The organism is Methylobacterium sp. J-048 (assembly GCF_022829515.1).
In the GTDB taxonomy this organism is placed as follows: domain Bacteria; phylum Pseudomonadota; class Alphaproteobacteria; order Rhizobiales; family Beijerinckiaceae; genus Methylobacterium.
Genome location: NZ_JAKSYL010000198.1, coordinates 42,516 through 57,074 on the forward strand (window position 1 = coordinate 42,516; position 14,559 = coordinate 57,074).

General features: G+C 68.9%; 13 protein-coding genes. 8 read left to right on the plus strand and 5 right to left on the minus strand.

All coding sequences use genetic code 11. From position 1 onward, the window contains the following. Positions 1 to 117: 117 nt before the first annotated feature. Positions 118 to 681, minus strand: a complete 564-nt coding sequence (locus MKL09_RS20145; protein ID WP_244023069.1) for a TetR/AcrR family transcriptional regulator — start codon at positions 679 to 681, stop codon at positions 118 to 120. 106 nt (positions 682 to 787) lie between these two features. On the opposite strand from MKL09_RS20145, the gene MKL09_RS20150 reads away from it, so the two are divergent. From MKL09_RS20150 to MKL09_RS20165, 4 genes are all read left to right on the plus strand, one after another. Next, positions 788 to 1,879 (plus strand): efflux RND transporter periplasmic adaptor subunit, encoded by a 1,092-nt coding sequence (locus MKL09_RS20150; protein WP_244023071.1) that lies wholly within the window; start codon positions 788 to 790, stop codon positions 1,877 to 1,879. Beyond that, positions 1,876 to 2,982 (plus strand): efflux RND transporter periplasmic adaptor subunit, encoded by a 1,107-nt coding sequence (locus MKL09_RS20155; protein WP_244023072.1) that lies wholly within the window; start codon positions 1,876 to 1,878, stop codon positions 2,980 to 2,982. The genes MKL09_RS20150 and MKL09_RS20155 overlap by 4 nt, the downstream gene beginning before the upstream one ends. Positions 2,983 to 3,004: 22 nt before the next feature. Beyond that, positions 3,005 to 6,070 (plus strand): efflux RND transporter permease subunit, encoded by a 3,066-nt coding sequence (locus MKL09_RS20160; protein WP_244023074.1) that lies wholly within the window; start codon positions 3,005 to 3,007, stop codon positions 6,068 to 6,070. A 168-nt stretch (positions 6,071 to 6,238) separates the two neighbouring features. Continuing rightward, positions 6,239 to 6,460 (plus strand): hypothetical protein, encoded by a 222-nt coding sequence (locus MKL09_RS20165; protein WP_058194421.1) that lies wholly within the window; start codon positions 6,239 to 6,241, stop codon positions 6,458 to 6,460. Between the two features lie 20 nt (positions 6,461 to 6,480). On the opposite strand, the gene MKL09_RS20170 is transcribed toward MKL09_RS20165, so the two are convergent. Then, on the minus strand, positions 6,481 to 6,858 hold the full coding sequence (locus MKL09_RS20170) for a 4a-hydroxytetrahydrobiopterin dehydratase (protein ID WP_244023076.1): 378 nt from the start codon (positions 6,856 to 6,858) through the stop codon (positions 6,481 to 6,483). Between the two features lie 195 nt (positions 6,859 to 7,053). Here MKL09_RS20170 and MKL09_RS20175 point away from each other — a divergent pair, with 195 nt between their 5' ends. From MKL09_RS20175 to MKL09_RS20185, 3 genes are read left to right on the plus strand one after another with little or no spacing between them, the layout of a single operon-like run. Next, positions 7,054 to 8,037: an ABC transporter substrate-binding protein gene (locus MKL09_RS20175; RefSeq protein ID WP_244023078.1), complete on the plus strand. Its 984-nt coding sequence runs from the start codon at positions 7,054 to 7,056 to the stop codon at positions 8,035 to 8,037. A 51-nt stretch (positions 8,038 to 8,088) separates the two neighbouring features. Further along, positions 8,089 to 8,826: an ABC transporter permease gene (locus MKL09_RS20180; protein WP_244023080.1), complete on the plus strand. Its 738-nt coding sequence runs from the start codon at positions 8,089 to 8,091 to the stop codon at positions 8,824 to 8,826. Next, positions 8,807 to 9,541 carry an ABC transporter ATP-binding protein gene (locus tag MKL09_RS20185; protein ID WP_244023082.1) on the plus strand — a complete coding sequence of 245 codons (735 nt, stop codon included), beginning with the start codon at positions 8,807 to 8,809 and terminating at the stop codon, positions 9,539 to 9,541. The genes MKL09_RS20180 and MKL09_RS20185 overlap by 20 nt, the downstream gene beginning before the upstream one ends. Before the next feature lie 691 nt (positions 9,542 to 10,232). Here the strand turns inward: MKL09_RS20185 and MKL09_RS20190 are convergent. The 3 genes from MKL09_RS20190 to MKL09_RS20200 form a co-directional block, all read right to left on the minus strand. Continuing rightward, positions 10,233 to 10,727 (minus strand): DUF2165 family protein, encoded by a 495-nt coding sequence (locus MKL09_RS20190; RefSeq protein WP_244023149.1) that lies wholly within the window; start codon positions 10,725 to 10,727, stop codon positions 10,233 to 10,235. Positions 10,728 to 10,737: 10 nt separating this feature from the next. Continuing rightward, on the minus strand, positions 10,738 to 12,678 hold the full coding sequence (locus tag MKL09_RS20195; protein ID WP_244023084.1) for a hypothetical protein: 1,941 nt from the start codon (positions 12,676 to 12,678) through the stop codon (positions 10,738 to 10,740). Positions 12,679 to 12,830: 152 nt separating this feature from the next. Then, entirely contained in the window at positions 12,831 to 13,157 is a 327-nt protein-coding gene (locus tag MKL09_RS20200; RefSeq protein WP_244023151.1) for a HesB/IscA family protein, read from the minus strand. A 154-nt stretch (positions 13,158 to 13,311) separates the two neighbouring features. On the opposite strand from MKL09_RS20200, the gene MKL09_RS20205 reads away from it, so the two are divergent. After that, complete coding sequence (locus MKL09_RS20205) at positions 13,312 to 14,559, plus strand: deoxyguanosinetriphosphate triphosphohydrolase (protein WP_244023086.1); 1,248 nt, start codon at positions 13,312 to 13,314, stop codon at positions 14,557 to 14,559.

Below are 14,559 nucleotides of genomic sequence, written 5' to 3' on the forward strand. Positions count from 1 at the left end.
CGATGCAGCGACCATCGCGGAGGATTGCGGGCCGGACCTGTCCGCGCGCACGAAATTGCGACGTGTTTGCAGATCGATACAGCCGATCCGCCACGTTCTGCGTTGCGTGTTCGGGGCTTACGCTTCGGATTTCCGGGCGATGCGCTCCAGCGCCTCGAACATGGGCTCCAGTTCGTCGGCGTCGAGCTGGTGGAAGCCCAGGGTCCGGCCCATGATCACGCCCAGGATCGCGAAGAACAGGACCGAGCCCTCGCCCGGGCAGGCGCCGTTCATCCCGGCAAGCCGGTCGAGCCGGTCCGCCACGAAGGCGCGGTAATCGTTCAGGGCCTCGGGATACTCGATCGAGGCCAGGAGCAGGGCGCGCGACGACTCGTCGTCGTCGCAATAATGCGAGCGGACATGCGCCACCATCGCCATCGGCAGCTGCGCCGGCCCGGGCGGGATTTCGGCCTCGCAGGCGGCGATGTCCTCCCGCAGCTCGGCGAGCTTGCGGGCGACGAGAGCCAGAATCAGCGCATCCTTCGACGCGAAGTGATGCAGCACGCCGCCCTTGCTCAGCCCGGCCTCGGCCGCAACGGCATCGATGGTCAGCGCCCGCGCGCCGCCCTTGCGGAGCACGGCGTCGGCCGCGTCCAGGATGATCTCAGGCCGCTCTGCCAGCCGCTGCCGTTTCACGCGCATGGGTCACCATTCTAAAAACCGACTGGACGGTATGTAAGCGATGACGTAGGAATGCGTCACGTCGTCGGGCCGCCTTTTCGCCGCGACGGCTGACCGCAAGATCCGCATGACCGCTTACCGCTACACAGCTCTGGTGCTCGCGACGATCGCCCTCGCATCGGCGGCTCAGGCCGCCGAGCCTGCGACGGCGCCCGATTCGGCCCTCGCGCGGGTCCGGATCGTCGAGGCCCGGCGCACGCCGGTCGCGTCGGAGGTGGTCCTCACCGGTGACATCCAGGCCCAGGCGCAGGTCAACGTCTCGTTCCGGACGAACGGCAAGGTCGCCGAGCGCCGGGTCGAGGTCGGCGATCACGTCGAGGCCGATCAGGTGCTCGCCGTGCTGGAGCCGCTGACCCAGCGGGCCAACCTCGACAACGCCAAGGCCGCCCTGGTCTCGGCCGAGGCGCTGCTGACCCAGGCCAAGATGGGCTACGAGCGTCAGAAGCAGCTGCTGGCCGGCGGGTACACGACGCGGCCGAGCTACGACAATGCCGAGCAGGAGCTGCGCACCACGCAGGCCGCGGTCGAGTCCGCCAAGGCAGCCCTCGGGACCGCACAGGAGCAGTTCTCGTACACGGAGCTGCGCGCCGGCGTCGCCGGGATCGTGACGAGCCGCAGCGTCGAGGTCGGCCAGGTGGTTCAGTCCGGCCAGACCGTCCTCGTGCTGGCCCAGGACGGCCCGCGGGATGCGGTGTTCAACGTCTACGAATCGCTCACTGCGCGACCGCCGGGCGACAAGACCATCACGGTCGCGCTGCAGACGAACCCGGCGATCACGGTGCGCGGCACGGTCCGCGAGATTTCGCCCACGGTCGATGCGTCGAGCGGCACGGTGCGGGTCAAGATCGGCCTGGAGCAGACGCCGCCCGCCATGGGGCTGGGGGCCGTCGTCGTCGGCCACGGGCGGTTCGCGCCGCACGACGCGGTGATCCTGCCCTGGTCCGCGCTCTATCGCTACGACGGCCATCCGGCGGTCTGGATCTACGACACCGGCAAGCGGACCGTGGCGGTCCGCACTGTCGAGATCGACCGATACGGGCCGGACGTCATCGCCCTGACGGGCGGCGTCGAGCCGGGTGAGCGCGTGGTCATCGCGGGCATTCAATTTCTGCGTCCCGGGCAGGAGGTCGCTGCCGCCGTCGTCGAGAGCAACCCATGAGTGCGCGTGCGGTTCTGCTCCTCGCCGCCTGCGCGGCGGTTCTCGGCGGCTGCGGCGGCCACGGCGACGAGCCCAAGGATCCAGCCGCCGCGGCCGTGCCCGTGCGTCCGGTCCTCACCGAGGTTGCCGTGCCGACCGATTCCATTACGTTCGGCCCCTTCGCCGGCACGATCGAGCCGCGCTACCAGTCGCAGCTCGGCTTCCAGATTCCCGGTCGCATGGTGGCGCGCGACGTGACCGTCGGGGACATCGTCAAGAAGGGGCAGCGGCTGGCCGCCCTGGATACCGTGGTCACGCGGTTCGACTTGACCCGAGCGGAAGCCGACCTCGCCGATGCCCGCGCGCAGGCCGAGAATGCCGAGGCCGCCGAGGCGCGCGCCCGGCGTCTCATGGCGGGCAACAACGTCTCGCAGGCGACCCTCGATCAGGCCGTGGCCAAACGTGACACGGCCCGGGCGCGGCTCGATCAGGCCGCGGCGAGCCTGCAGAAGGCCCGCGACCAGATGGGCTACACGGAACTCAAGGCCGAGTTCGACGGCGTCGTCACCCAGCGCCTCGCCGAGATCGGGCAGGTGCTGAGCGCCGGACAGGGCGTCGTCACCGTCGCCCGGCCGGAAATCCGCGAAGCGGTCGTCGACATCCCGGAGCAATATGTCGGCGCGCTGCCGGCGGATGGCGTGTTCGCGGTATCGCTGCAGAGCGCACCGGAGCTGACCGCCCGCGGCCGCGTCCGCGAGATCGCCCCGCTGGCCGAGGCCGGGACGCGGTCCCGGCGCATCCGCATCACGCTCGATGATCCCGGGCCGGCCTTCCGCCTCGGTGCGACGATCGACGTCTCGCTCTCGCGCCAAGTGCCGCGCCGCTTCCTCCTGCCCGCCGCCGCGCTGCTGGACGACGGGCCGCGCCGGGCGGTCTGGGTCGTCGGTGCGGACGGCAAGTCGGTGACACGCCGCACTGTGACGCCGGCCTCCATGCCGGAAGCCGGGGAGGGCGGTCGGGTCGCCATCAGCGACGGTCTCGCACCGGGCGAGCGGATCGTGGTCGCGGGCGTCCACACCCTGCGCGAAGGCCAGGCCGTGCGCCTGACCGACGACGCCCGTTGAGCCGGTCGGACGAGGGTTTCCCGTGAAGGATTTCAATCTCTCCGACTGGGCGCTCGGGCATCGCTCGTTCGTCTGGTTCCTGATGGCGGTCTCGCTCGTCGCGGGCGTGATGGCCTATAGCCGCCTCGGCCGCGAGGAAGACCCGCCGTTCACGATCAAGACCATGGTCGTGCAGACGACGTGGCCGGGCGCCACGATCAAGGACACGATCGATCAGGTCACCGACCGGATCGAGAAGGAGCTGCAGCAGCTCAACGGCCTGGATTACGTCCGCAGCTACACCACGCCGGGCTCGTCCACCGTGTTCGTGCAGTTCCGCGATACGCTGAAGAAGTCCGAGGTTCAGCCGGCCTTCTACCAGGTCCGCAAGCGGCTCGGCGACATCAAGGGCCAGTTCCCGGACGGCGTGCAGGGCCCGTTCTTCAACGACGAGTTCGGCGACGTCTACGGCAACATCTACGCGTTCACCGCCGACGGCCTGACCTACCGGCAGTTGCGCGACTACGTCGAAAGCATCCGCACCGAGGTCCTGCGGGTGCCCGACATCGGCAAGACCCAGCTGATCGGGACCCAGGCCGAGACGATCTTTCTCGATTTCTCCACCCGAAAACTCGCCGGCTACGGCATCGATTTCCAGGCGCTGATCAAGGCGCTGCAAGCCCAGAACGCCGTCTCGGCCTCCGGCGTGGTGCAGGCCGGGCCGGAGCGCGTCTCGCTGCGGGTCAGTGGCTCTTTCACCTCGGAAGCCTCGCTCCAGGACGTGAACCTGCGGGTCAACGATCGCTTCTTCCGGCTCGCCGACATCGCCGACATCAGCCGCGGCTACGAGGATCCGCCCGCGCCGATGTTCCGGGTCAACGGCGAACCGGCGATCGGCCTCGCCATCGCCATGCGGCCCGGCGCCAACCTGCTGCATTTCGGCGAGGCCCTGAAGGCGCAGATGCGGCGGATCGAGGCGACGCTGCCGGTGGGCGTGGGCGTCCACCTGATCTCGGACCAGCCCAAGCAGGTCGAGCACGCGGTCGGCGGCTTCACCGAGGCGCTGGTCGAGGCCGTCGTGATCGTGCTCGCCGTCAGCTTCGTCAGCCTCGGCGTCCGGGCCGGGCTGGTGGTCTCGGTCTCGATCCCCCTCGTGCTGGCGATCGTCTTCGTCGTGATGCAGATGATGGACGTGACGCTGCAGCGCATCTCGCTCGGCGCGCTGATCATCGCGCTGGGCCTCCTGGTCGACGACGCCATGATCACGGTCGAGATGATGGTTGCCCGGCTGGAACAGGGCGATACGCTGCGCAAGGCCGCGACCTTCGCCTACACATCGACGGCGTTCCCAATGCTGACCGGCACCCTGGTAACGGTGGCGGGCTTCCTGCCGATCGGCTTCAACGGCTCGGGGGCGGGCGAGTACACCTACTCGCTGTTCGTGGTGCTGGCCGCCGCGTTGCTGGTCTCCTGGGTGGTGGCCGTGCTGTTCGCGCCCTTGATCGGCGTCACGCTGCTGCCGAAGACCGTGAAGCACCATGCCGAGAAGCGTGGGTTCCTCACCCGGCTGTTCCTGGCGGTGCTCAGGCTCGCCATGGCCTGGCGCTGGACCACGGTCGTCCTGTGCCTGGCTCTGATGGCGGTGGCGATCGTCGGGATGGGCCACGTCCAGCAGCAGTTCTTCCCGTCCTCGGACCGCTCCGAGGTTCTGGTCGACCTGACGCTGCCGCAGAACGCCACCATCGCCGAGACCAAGGCGCAGATGGACCGGTTCGAGGCGAAGCTGAAGGACGATCCGGACGTGACCGGCTGGTCGTCCTATGTCGGACAGGGGGCGGTGCGCTTCTACCTGCCCCTCGATCAGCAGCTCTCCAACGCCTTCTACGGGCAGATCGTGGTCGTCACGAAGTCCCTTGAGATCCGCGACCAGGTCATGGCGCGGCTCCAGGCGATCGGCCGGCGCGACTTCGTCGGCACCGACGTGCTGATCCAGCCCCTGAGCCTCGGGCCGCCGGTGGGCCGGCCGGTCCAGTACCGGCTCAGCGGGGCGAACATGGAAACCGTGCGCCGCCTTGCCCTCGACCTCGCCAATGTGGTCGCCACCGACCGGCGCCTCGACGTGCCGACCTTCGACTGGAACGAGCCCGGCAAGGTCCTGCGGGTCGAGATCCTCCAGGACAAGGCGCGCCAGCTCGGCGTGACCAGCCAGGACATCGCCGGCATCCTCAACGGCATCGAGGGCGGCCAGGCGATCACGCAGGTGCGGGACTCGATCTATCTGGTTAACGTCGTCGGGCGGGCGCGGGCGGCCGAGCGTTCGTCGCTCGACACACTGCAATCCCTGCAGGTCGGCCTCGCCAACGGCTCGGTGGTGCCGCTGCTGTCCTTCGCGCGGATCGGCTACGACCTTGAGCAGCCGATCGTCTGGCGGCGCAACCGGCTGGCGACCGTGACGGTGCGCGCCACGATCCGCGACACCACGCAGCCGGCCACCATCGTGACGGCCCTGCAACCCGGGATCGACGCCTACGCGAAGGCCTTGCCCGAGGGCTACACCCTGGAAACCGGCGGCGCCGTCGAGGAATCGGCCAAGGGTCAGGGCCCGATCGCGGCGGTTGTCCCGGTGATGCTGCTCACGATGGCGCTGCTGCTGATGGTCCAGCTTCAAAGCGTCGGCCGGATGCTGCTGGTCTTCACCGTGGCGCCCCTCGGGCTGATCGGCGTCGTGCCGGCGCTGCTGCTGTTCGACAAGCCGATGGGCTTCGTGGCGATCCTCGGCATCCTGGCGCTGATCGGCATCATCATCCGCAACGCCGTGATTCTGGTGAGCCAGATCGAGGAGTTCCGGGCCGAGGGGATGGCGCCCTGGGACGCCGTCTACGAGGCGACGCACCACCGGATGCGGCCGATCCTGCTCACCGCCGCCGCGGCCAGCCTGGGCCTGATCCCGATCGCCCGGGAGGTGTTCTGGGGACCGATGGCCTTCGCGATGATCGGCGGCATCCTGGCCGCGACGTTCCTGACGCTGCTGTTCCTGCCCGCGCTCTATGTCGGCTGCTACCGCATCAGGCCGGAGAGCCGCGACCCGGTTCCGGCGCAGGGCGCCTGAGGAACCGGCCACACGGATCGCAGCGTGGCCCCACGCTGCGGTGAGCGGTCGGCCCGCCCCTCCGCCCCCTCAGGGCGGGCCGACCGTAAGACGTTTCGCGGCGGGCCGGCGGAAACCCCGGACTGTTTCCGCGCGTAAGCGGGACGTGATCCGAGGAATCCCGCCCGCATGAACGCCTTCATCGCCGTCGTCCTGGTCTGCGCCAACGGTCTCGCCCAGGAGGCCTGCACCGATGCCGAGGCGCTGGAGGTGCGAAAAGTCCGCGTCGCCAACGAGCTCGGCTGCGCCACCGGCTGGCAGGAAATCATCGCCCGCACCGAGCGGCGCGAGGAGATCGGCAAGTCGGCCTACCTGAAGACCGAGTGCCGCCGGGTGAAGGAGCCGCAGTGACCGGGCGCCCCCCGGCGCCGCTACTTGTCATACTTGATGTAGGCGAAGCGCGGATCGGACGGCGTGCCGTCGAGCCCCTGCCCCTCCAGGGCCGGCTGCCAGGAGACGACCTCCTCGATCTTCCGGGCCAGGGCGAAATCCTTCTCGGTGATGCCCTTGGCCGCGTGGTTCATCAGCCGCACCTCGACCCAGGCATAGGATGCCGTGATGTCGGGATGGTGCCAGGCGGCCTCGGCGAGGTGGCCGACCGTGTTGATCACCATGAGCGTGCCCTTCCAGCCCGCCGTCTTGTAGGTGCGGCGAATCCAGCCGTCCTCCAGCCGCCAATCCGGCAGCTCGACCTTGAGCCGCGCCTCCACGGCCGCGTCATCCAGAACCCCTTCGCGCCGTTCGCTCATCCGCCTCGTCCTTCTCGTGTCGTCGTCGGGGGGCGAGGGTGCCCGCGCCGCCGGCGGCGCGCAAGCGCGCGAGGGCATTCGCCGCGGTGGACGGCGTGCCATGCGAGCCCTATGACCTTTTTCCAATGGCGTCAGGACAAGTCCACGCCCAAGTCTGCGCTCTGAAGACCGCACAATACGATGGGAGAAGTTGTGATGCTGTCACGGCGCGCAATGCTCGCCGGCGGCCTGCTCGGCGGCCTCGGCCTGCGGGCGGCGCGAGCGGACGTGCCGGTGATCCGCCTCGGGAGCCTGCCGTTCGGCACCTCGACCTGGGAAGCGGCGGTGATCAAGGCCCGCGGCCTCGATACCGCCAACGGCTTCCAGCTCGACGCGGTCAAGCTCGCCGGCAACGACGCGGCGCGGATCAGCTTCATCGGCAGTCAGGTCGACACGATCATCGGCGACCTGCTCTGGGCGGCGCGGCTGGGCAATGACGGCCAGGCCGTGCGCTTCATCCCGTACTCGACCTCGGAGGGCGCCGTGATGGTGCCAGCGGACAGCCCGATCAAGAGCCTGAAGGACCTCGACGGCAAGCGCTTCGGCGTCGCCGGGGGGCCGCTCGACAAGAACTGGTTGCTCCTGCGGGCCCAAGCCAAGGACGCCGCCGGGATCGACTTGGAGCACGCCGCCGAGATCGCCTACGGCGCGCCGCCGCTGATCACCCTGAAACTAGAGCAGGGCGCCCTCGACGCGGCGCTGACCTACTGGACCTATTGCGCGCGGCTCGAGGCCAAGGGCTTCCGCCGGCTGGTGGGTGCCGAGGACATCATGCACGCACTCGGCGTCGCCGGTGACGTCTCCCTGATCGGCTACCTGTTCCAGGACGCCATCGTGAAGGAGAAGCCCGAGGCGGTGGCCGGTTTCGCGCGGGCATCGCGCGCTGCCAAGGAGATGCTGGCCGCCGATCCCAGTACCTGGGAGGTCGTGCGCCCGCTGATGGCCGCCGAGAACGATGCGACCTTCGAGGCGCTCAAGCGCGATTTCCTGGCCGGCATCCCGCGCCGCTCGGTTGCGGCGGAGCGCACCGATGCCGAGACGCTCTACGCCGTGATGTCCCGCCTCGGCGGCACCCGGCTGGTGGGCAAGGGCGATGGTCTGCCGCCGGACCTCTACTACGACAGCGGCCGCAATGGCTGACCGACCCGTCAGGCTGGCCGCAGCGTCGGGGATCGCGATCGCCGGGACCGCATGGGCGCGCTGACCCGTATCGCGTCCCTGGTCGTGCTCATCGCCGCCTGGCAGTTCGCTGCGCTGGAGGCCGGATCGCGCCTGTTGCCGGCTCCGATGGCGGTGCTGCGCTTCATCATTCAGGAGGCCGAGCGCGGCGACCTCGCCCACAATGTCGGGATCACGCTGCTGCGGGTGGCGATCTCCTTCGCGGTGGCGATGGTGCTGGGCATCCTGCTGGGCGTCGCCCTCGGGCGCTCGAAGGCCGCCGACCTGACCGTCGACACGCCGCTCCTCGTCCTGCTCAACACGCCGGCCCTGGTGATCACCGTGCTGGCCTATGTCTGGGTCGGGCTGACCGAGACCGCCGCGATCCTGGCCGTAATCCTCAACAAGCTGCCGAACGTCGCGGTGATCGTGCGTGAGGGCGCGCGCAACCTCGATCCCGGCCTCGACGAGATGGCCCGCGCCTACCGGTTCGACCGCCGCACCTGGGTGCTGGACGTGCTGGTGCCGCAGCTCCAGCCCTACGTCGTCACGGCCGCGCGCTCCGGCCTCTCGCTCGCCTGGAAGATCGTGCTGGTGGTCGAGCTGCTGGGGCGGCCCGACGGGGTCGGCTTCGCGATCAATTACTACTTCGTGCAGAGCACCGACGTGGCCGCAATCATCGGCTACAGCCTCGTGTTCATGGCCGTGATGATCGGCATCGATGTTCTCCTCCTGCAGCGGCTCGAAGCCCATGTCCGCCGCTGGCGCTGAACCCGTCCTTCAGGTCGCGATCGCCGCGAAGGTCTATCGATCCAAGGGCGCCGAGCCGGTGGAGGCGGTCCGGAACCTGGCCTTCGGCGTCGGCTCAGGCGAGATCGTCTGCCTGATCGGGCCGTCCGGCGCCGGAAAGACCACCACGTTACGCATCCTGCTCGGGCTCGACACCGATTTCGAGGGCCGAGTCTCCGGAGCCGGCCAGGCCGGCATGGTGTTCCAGGAGCCGCGGCTGCTGCCCTGGCGCAGCGTCGAGCACAATGTCCGGCTGGGGCTGCTGCGGGCACGGCGCGGGCGCGACCTCGACGGCCTGTTCGCCCAGCTCGGCCTCACGCCCTGGCGCGGCAGCTACCCGAAGGCCTTGTCGCTCGGCATGCAGCGGCGGGTGGCCCTCGCCCGGGCGCTCGCCGACGATCCCCGCGTTCTGGTGCTCGACGAGCCGTTCGTGTCCCTGGACGATGCCGCCGCCGCCGAGCTGCGCGGGCTGGTGGTCGACACGGTGGAGTCCGCCCGGATGAGTGTCCTGATGGTGACCCACAACGTCGCCGAGGCGATCGGGATCGCCGACCGGCTGTTGCTGGTCTCGAAGCGGCCCGCGACCCTCATGGCGAATGTGACCCTCGACCGCCCACGCGGGCAGCGCGACCGTGCCTGGGCCGAGGCGACCCGGGCGACGCTGGCGGCGCAGCATCCCGGGATCATCGCAGAATAGAGCTATCTCGACGGCGCCGGTTTCGCCGCTGCGCATATTTGGTCGACTTGGCTTCGATTGGCGACGCTTCGGCGTTCCAGCGCGGTCACGATCGATTCAGTTATCGGACCGGGAATGTTCGTTCGCTTCCCGGTCCGGGTCCCGTTCCTCTGTGCGAGAGACGAACTGCCCTCTCTCCCGCAACCATTGCGCCGAACGCCTGAGGACGCGGCTTAGCCGGGACTGATGCTCAACCTTCAAGACAAGTGCCGCAGCGTAAAGAATGTGCGGTGTCAGCGACGCTCCCAATTGATCGTAGTAGGAACGAATCTCCGGTGGAGCGACATCGTATAGCTGCGACCGGCCCTCATAATTTAGCTCATACAGCATCCGCCCCAAGTTTTCCTTTGGATGGCTCTCCCAAGCAGCGATCTTGGCTTGTAGATCTGGGCCGATGGCGTTCAATGCAGGATGTTAGCTCACTGGATCGAGGCGTGAACCGCCTTCTGACTGCCGTGAATGTCATTATATCGGTTGGTCTATATCTGTAATCAAAATATTTCGTGATTGATTAAGCTCGATGCAGGCCCTTTTTCGGTGCGGCAACGGTTATTTCAAGATTCATCTTTGGATATTGTATTCAAAATAAATTGTTAGGTAATTATCCGCGTTGCCGTGTTGTCTGTTGCTGGTGTTCAACGCGCAGAAGCCGCTACGCCTCGTGCTCGGGAAGCGAGACATAGATCAGCACGCCCAGCACCGTCATGGCGAAGCGGAACGCCGAATCCTGGCCGTTCCACGTCTTCGACATCCACATCCCGAACCATTCTCCGCCGATCCCGAGGAACCCGGCCTGCCAGACCACGAACCCGGCGCTCAGGCCGGCGATCGCCCAGATCTTGCCTCGGGCGAAGCGCGCAGCCGGTGCCGTGAGACCGCGCAGCATCCAGGCGACGCCGAGCCACAGCAGGAGCGCGGTCAGTGCCTCGCCGGTGACGATCAGCACGAAGGCCGCGCGCTGCAGCGCCGGTTCGGTGATCGAGCGGTCGGTGATCCCGGACTCGGCCGGGACCGTATCCATCGACAGGACGTGCTGCACCATCCCGAAATTGATCGCCGGGTCGACGACGTTCCCGAACACCACCAGCGTGCAGGTCAGTGCGAGCGCGGCAACGAGCAGGATTTTGGACAAGCGAACCGCGATGATCACGGGGCGGTCAGTTCGCCTTGGCGTCCACGTCGATCCGCTCGAGCAGGGCGGCGGGCGAGCGGGCCGCGCCGATATCGATGAAGCCGATGCCGGCGGGCTCCTTGGACTTGGCGTGCAGCACGAGCTTGCCTGGCTTCATCACGAACTGCCCCATCGCCGCGCCGATGCCCTTGGCGGCCGCGGTGTTGCCCAGGATCACCGGGACGCCAAGGAGGCTGGCGGTGATGTATTCCTTGCGCAGTTCCTCCGGCTTCAGACTGAGATCCTTCGACTGGGCGGCGAGAAAGCGCTCGAACAGGCCGGCATTCTCGATCGTGAGGTCGAGGGTCTTGGCGCTGCCCGTGAACATCAGCATCGTGGTGGCCGGCAGGGTTCCGCTGAACAGTTCCGGCCCGATGCCACCCAGCGTGCCGGCAAGCCGGATCGTGCCGATGTCGCGGCCCGAAACGGTGACATCGCGCAGCGCCAGGTCGCGCGCCTTCCCGTCGAGCGCCGCGTCGGCGACGAGATCGAGATCGAGATCCCGGTAGCCGTAGGCCGGAAGCGCACCGAGGATCGGTGCCCCGGCCACGAGATCCGCCGGCAGGGTCAGGCCGGAAAGGGTCAGGCGGCCGGCGCTCGGCACGCCGTCCTGCGGCGGCCCGAACGACAAGGCGGCCTCACGCAGGGCGACCCGGCGGGTCGGCGCCGGTGTGATGGTGACCGCGAGCGGATCGCCGGGCTTCGCCTCCGGTGCCCTGGCATCAACAGACTTACCGTCCGCGGGTTTGGGCAAGGCCGGCCTGCCGGGCGCGGGCCCGCGGGCGGCGGGCCGTGGATCTTGCAACGGTGGCTTCGGAAGCTCCGCGTCGGGCGGCAGGTCGATGCTTAGGTCGGCCAGGGTCAGGCCGCCCAAAGCCGGCGTCAGGCGGCGCATCTCGGCGTCGCTGAACCCGCGCCGGGTCTCGGGTTCGGCGGCGAAATCGCGCAGGGCCGCGACCGTCGGGGCGAGCGAGACGTCGGTGAGCGCCAGGCGCCCGAGATGCGCGCGCAGGCTGCCGCGCGACAGGCTCATGTTCTCCAGGACCGTGCCGGATCCCGCACCGATGGCGCCGTAGGTCGCCCGGTCGATCTCGAACAGGACCGGCCCCTGTGGATCGGTGTTGCTGACGCTCAACCCCTGCATGTCGAGGCTGCCCAAAGTGGTCGCCTCGATCAGGTCGGCGGCCGAGGCCGCGAAGGTCCGCCGGTCGTGCGGCGGCTGGAAGCCCGCGGCCACGATCTCGAAGGCGCCGTTCCAGCCGTCCGGCACCTGCCGCCCGCCGAGGTCGCGGCCGTTCAGGCGCGCGATCTTCACGGTTGTGCCGCGGGCGTCCGAATAGGTCACGTCCGCCACCTGGATCGTGCCGTAGACCTTCTGCACCGGTCCCTTGCCGTCGCCCGGGACCGTGTAGAGGCGGCTCAGCGCCGCGAGATCGAGATCGGTCGCCCGGACCTCGCCGTAGGTGCCGTTGCCGCGATTCGGACCGGCCACCGCGCTCACCGTCGCGCCCGCGGCGGTGAGTTCCCGGACGCGGCCGGACTTCACGTCCCGGGCGACCACGTCGCGATAGGTCACGGTCTGACGGTCGTCGCCCGGGCCGGCATGCTCGGATGTCAGGACCGGGATGGTCAGGCTGCCGGCGTCGAGGCGCCCCAGCCGCACCTCCCAGGTGTCGGAAGAATCCGATTTCAGGATCGCCGCGAGTTCATCCTTGGAGAGGCGCGTGCCGCTGGCCGTCAGCTTCGGTGCCCGGAGCAGCGTGCCGCCCAGCGGCAACATGACATCCGTGACCGTGACGTCCTGGACCGCGGCGGCACCTTCCTGGGCCGCCAGCGGCGCGGGCAACCCCATGCCGGCGAGGCAGGCGAGGGCGCAGGTCGCGGCCAAAGCCGACCGGAGGCGGGATCGGGCCTTCGGATGGATCATGGGAGGGTCCGGATCACGGCTCGGGCGGGGTCTCCGCATGGGTGGCGCGTTTTACCGATCGAGGCAATCGCACACCGGGCGCATAGGCCCTGAGCCGGCTCCAGTGTCGTAGACGGGCAACGGCCCCGACGCGGCGGAGCCGTCGCGGCCGATCAGAGCGAGAACGAGGTGCCGCAGCCGCAGGAAGCGGTCGCCAGCGGGTTCTCGATCTTGAAAGACTGGCCGATCAGGTCATTGACGAAGTCGATGGTCGAGCCGGACATGTATTCCAGCGAGACCGGGTCGACGATCACGGTGGCGCCGTCGCGCTCGATCGCCACGTCCTGGGCTTCCCGGGACCGGGCGATGTCGAACGCGTAGGAGAAACCGGAGCAGCCGCCGCCGTTGACGCTGATGCGCAGCGTCGAGCCCGGGGGCTCCGCGCCCATGATCTCGTTGATGCGCTTGGCGGCGCGGGGGGTGAGGGTGATCTCAGCCATCTGTGCTTTGGCCACGCAAGTGTCCGGTGGATGGCGTCGCCCGGCCGTTGCCGAGCCCGCCTCGGCCCACAAGATATGGGTTCGAGGCTCGCGCCGCAACGCGCCGGGCGGGGAGGGGTCATGAATACGCTGCGCGAGATCGGGAGCGGACGCCGTGCGGCCGAACGGTGAGCGCTGGCGGGCGCCCTACGCCACGGACCCGTCGCGGACGCGCGGCCGGCTGATCATCGAAGACTCGTCGCCGACCCGCAGCGATTTCCAGCGCGACCGGGACCGGATCATCCATTCGACGGCGTTCCGGCGCCTGAAGCACAAGACCCAGGTCTTCGTGCATCACGAGGGCGATCATTACCGCACCCGCCTGACCCATACCCTCGAAGTCAGCCAGATTGCCCGGGCGCTCGCCCGCGCGCTGGGGCTCGACGAGGATCTGGCCGAGGCCTTGGCGCTGAGCCACGACCTCGGCCATACCTGCTTCGGGCATACCGGCGAAGACGCCCTCGACGCCTGCATGGCGGCTCATGGCGGGTTCGACCACAACGCCCAGGCCCTGCGGATCGTCACCCGGTTGGAGCGACGCTACGCCGGATTCGATGGCCTCAACCTCGCCTGGGAGACCCTGGAGGGGCTGGTCAAGCACAACGGGCCGCTGCTCGACCGGGACGGGCAGCCGACCGCGCGCTACGTCGAGCGCGGCATCCCAGCCGCGATCCTCGAATACGACGCCCTGAACCCGCTGGACCTGTGGAGCCAGGCCGGCCCGGAGGCGCAGGCGGCGTCGCTCGCCGACGACATCGCCTACGCGGCGCACGATCTCGACGACGGCCTGCGCGCCGGCCTGTTCGACATTCCGGACCTCCGTGCGGTCCCGTTCCTGGCCGACCTCCTCGACGAGATCGACCGGCTGCACCCCGGCCTCGAACCGTCCCGGGTGATCCACGAGCTCGCCCGGCGGGTGATCACCCGGTTCGTGGAAGACGTGATCCGCGAGGGCGGTCGCCGGATCGCTGCGCTCGACCCCGAGCGTGTCGAGGACATCCGCCACGCGGCCGAGCCGGTCATCGTCTTCTCGCCGGCCATCGTGGAGGCCGATGCCGAGATCATGCGCTTCCTCTGGGCGCGGATGTACCGGCACCCCGGGGTAGTGGCCGTGCGCAAGAAGGCCGACGCGATCGTCAATGACCTGTTTTCGGCCTTCACCGCCGCGCCGTCGCGGATGCCGGAAGAATGGAGCGCCGGACTAGAGGACGCCTCCGAGGGCCGCATCGCCCGGCGGGTCGCCGATTACATCGCCGGCATGACCGACACCTACGCGGTGTTGGCCCACCGCAAGCTCTACCCCGTGACGCCGGATCTCTATTGGGAGCTGCCGAGCCGGGGCCTGCCCCTCACCGAACCCTGA

Coding starts and splice junctions, on each gene's coding strand:
- MKL09_RS20170 (WP_244023076.1), bottom strand. CDS start 6,858: ATGAGCGAACGGCGCGAAGGGGTTCTGGATGACGCGGCCGTGGAGGCG.
- MKL09_RS20185 (WP_244023082.1), top strand. CDS start 8,807: ATGTCCGCCGCTGGCGCTGAACCCGTCCTTCAGGTCGCGATCGCCGCG.
- MKL09_RS20165 (WP_058194421.1), top strand. CDS start 6,239: ATGAACGCCTTCATCGCCGTCGTCCTGGTCTGCGCCAACGGTCTCGCC.
- MKL09_RS20200 (WP_244023151.1), bottom strand. CDS start 13,157: ATGGCTGAGATCACCCTCACCCCCCGCGCCGCCAAGCGCATCAACGAG.
- MKL09_RS20145 (WP_244023069.1), bottom strand. CDS start 681: ATGCGCGTGAAACGGCAGCGGCTGGCAGAGCGGCCTGAGATCATCCTG.
- MKL09_RS20195 (WP_244023084.1), bottom strand. CDS start 12,678: ATGATCCATCCGAAGGCCCGATCCCGCCTCCGGTCGGCTTTGGCCGCG.
- MKL09_RS20150 (WP_244023071.1), top strand. CDS start 788: ATGACCGCTTACCGCTACACAGCTCTGGTGCTCGCGACGATCGCCCTC.
- MKL09_RS20175 (WP_244023078.1), top strand. CDS start 7,054: ATGCTGTCACGGCGCGCAATGCTCGCCGGCGGCCTGCTCGGCGGCCTC.
- MKL09_RS20180 (WP_244023080.1), top strand. CDS start 8,089: ATGGGCGCGCTGACCCGTATCGCGTCCCTGGTCGTGCTCATCGCCGCC.
- MKL09_RS20155 (WP_244023072.1), top strand. CDS start 1,876: ATGAGTGCGCGTGCGGTTCTGCTCCTCGCCGCCTGCGCGGCGGTTCTC.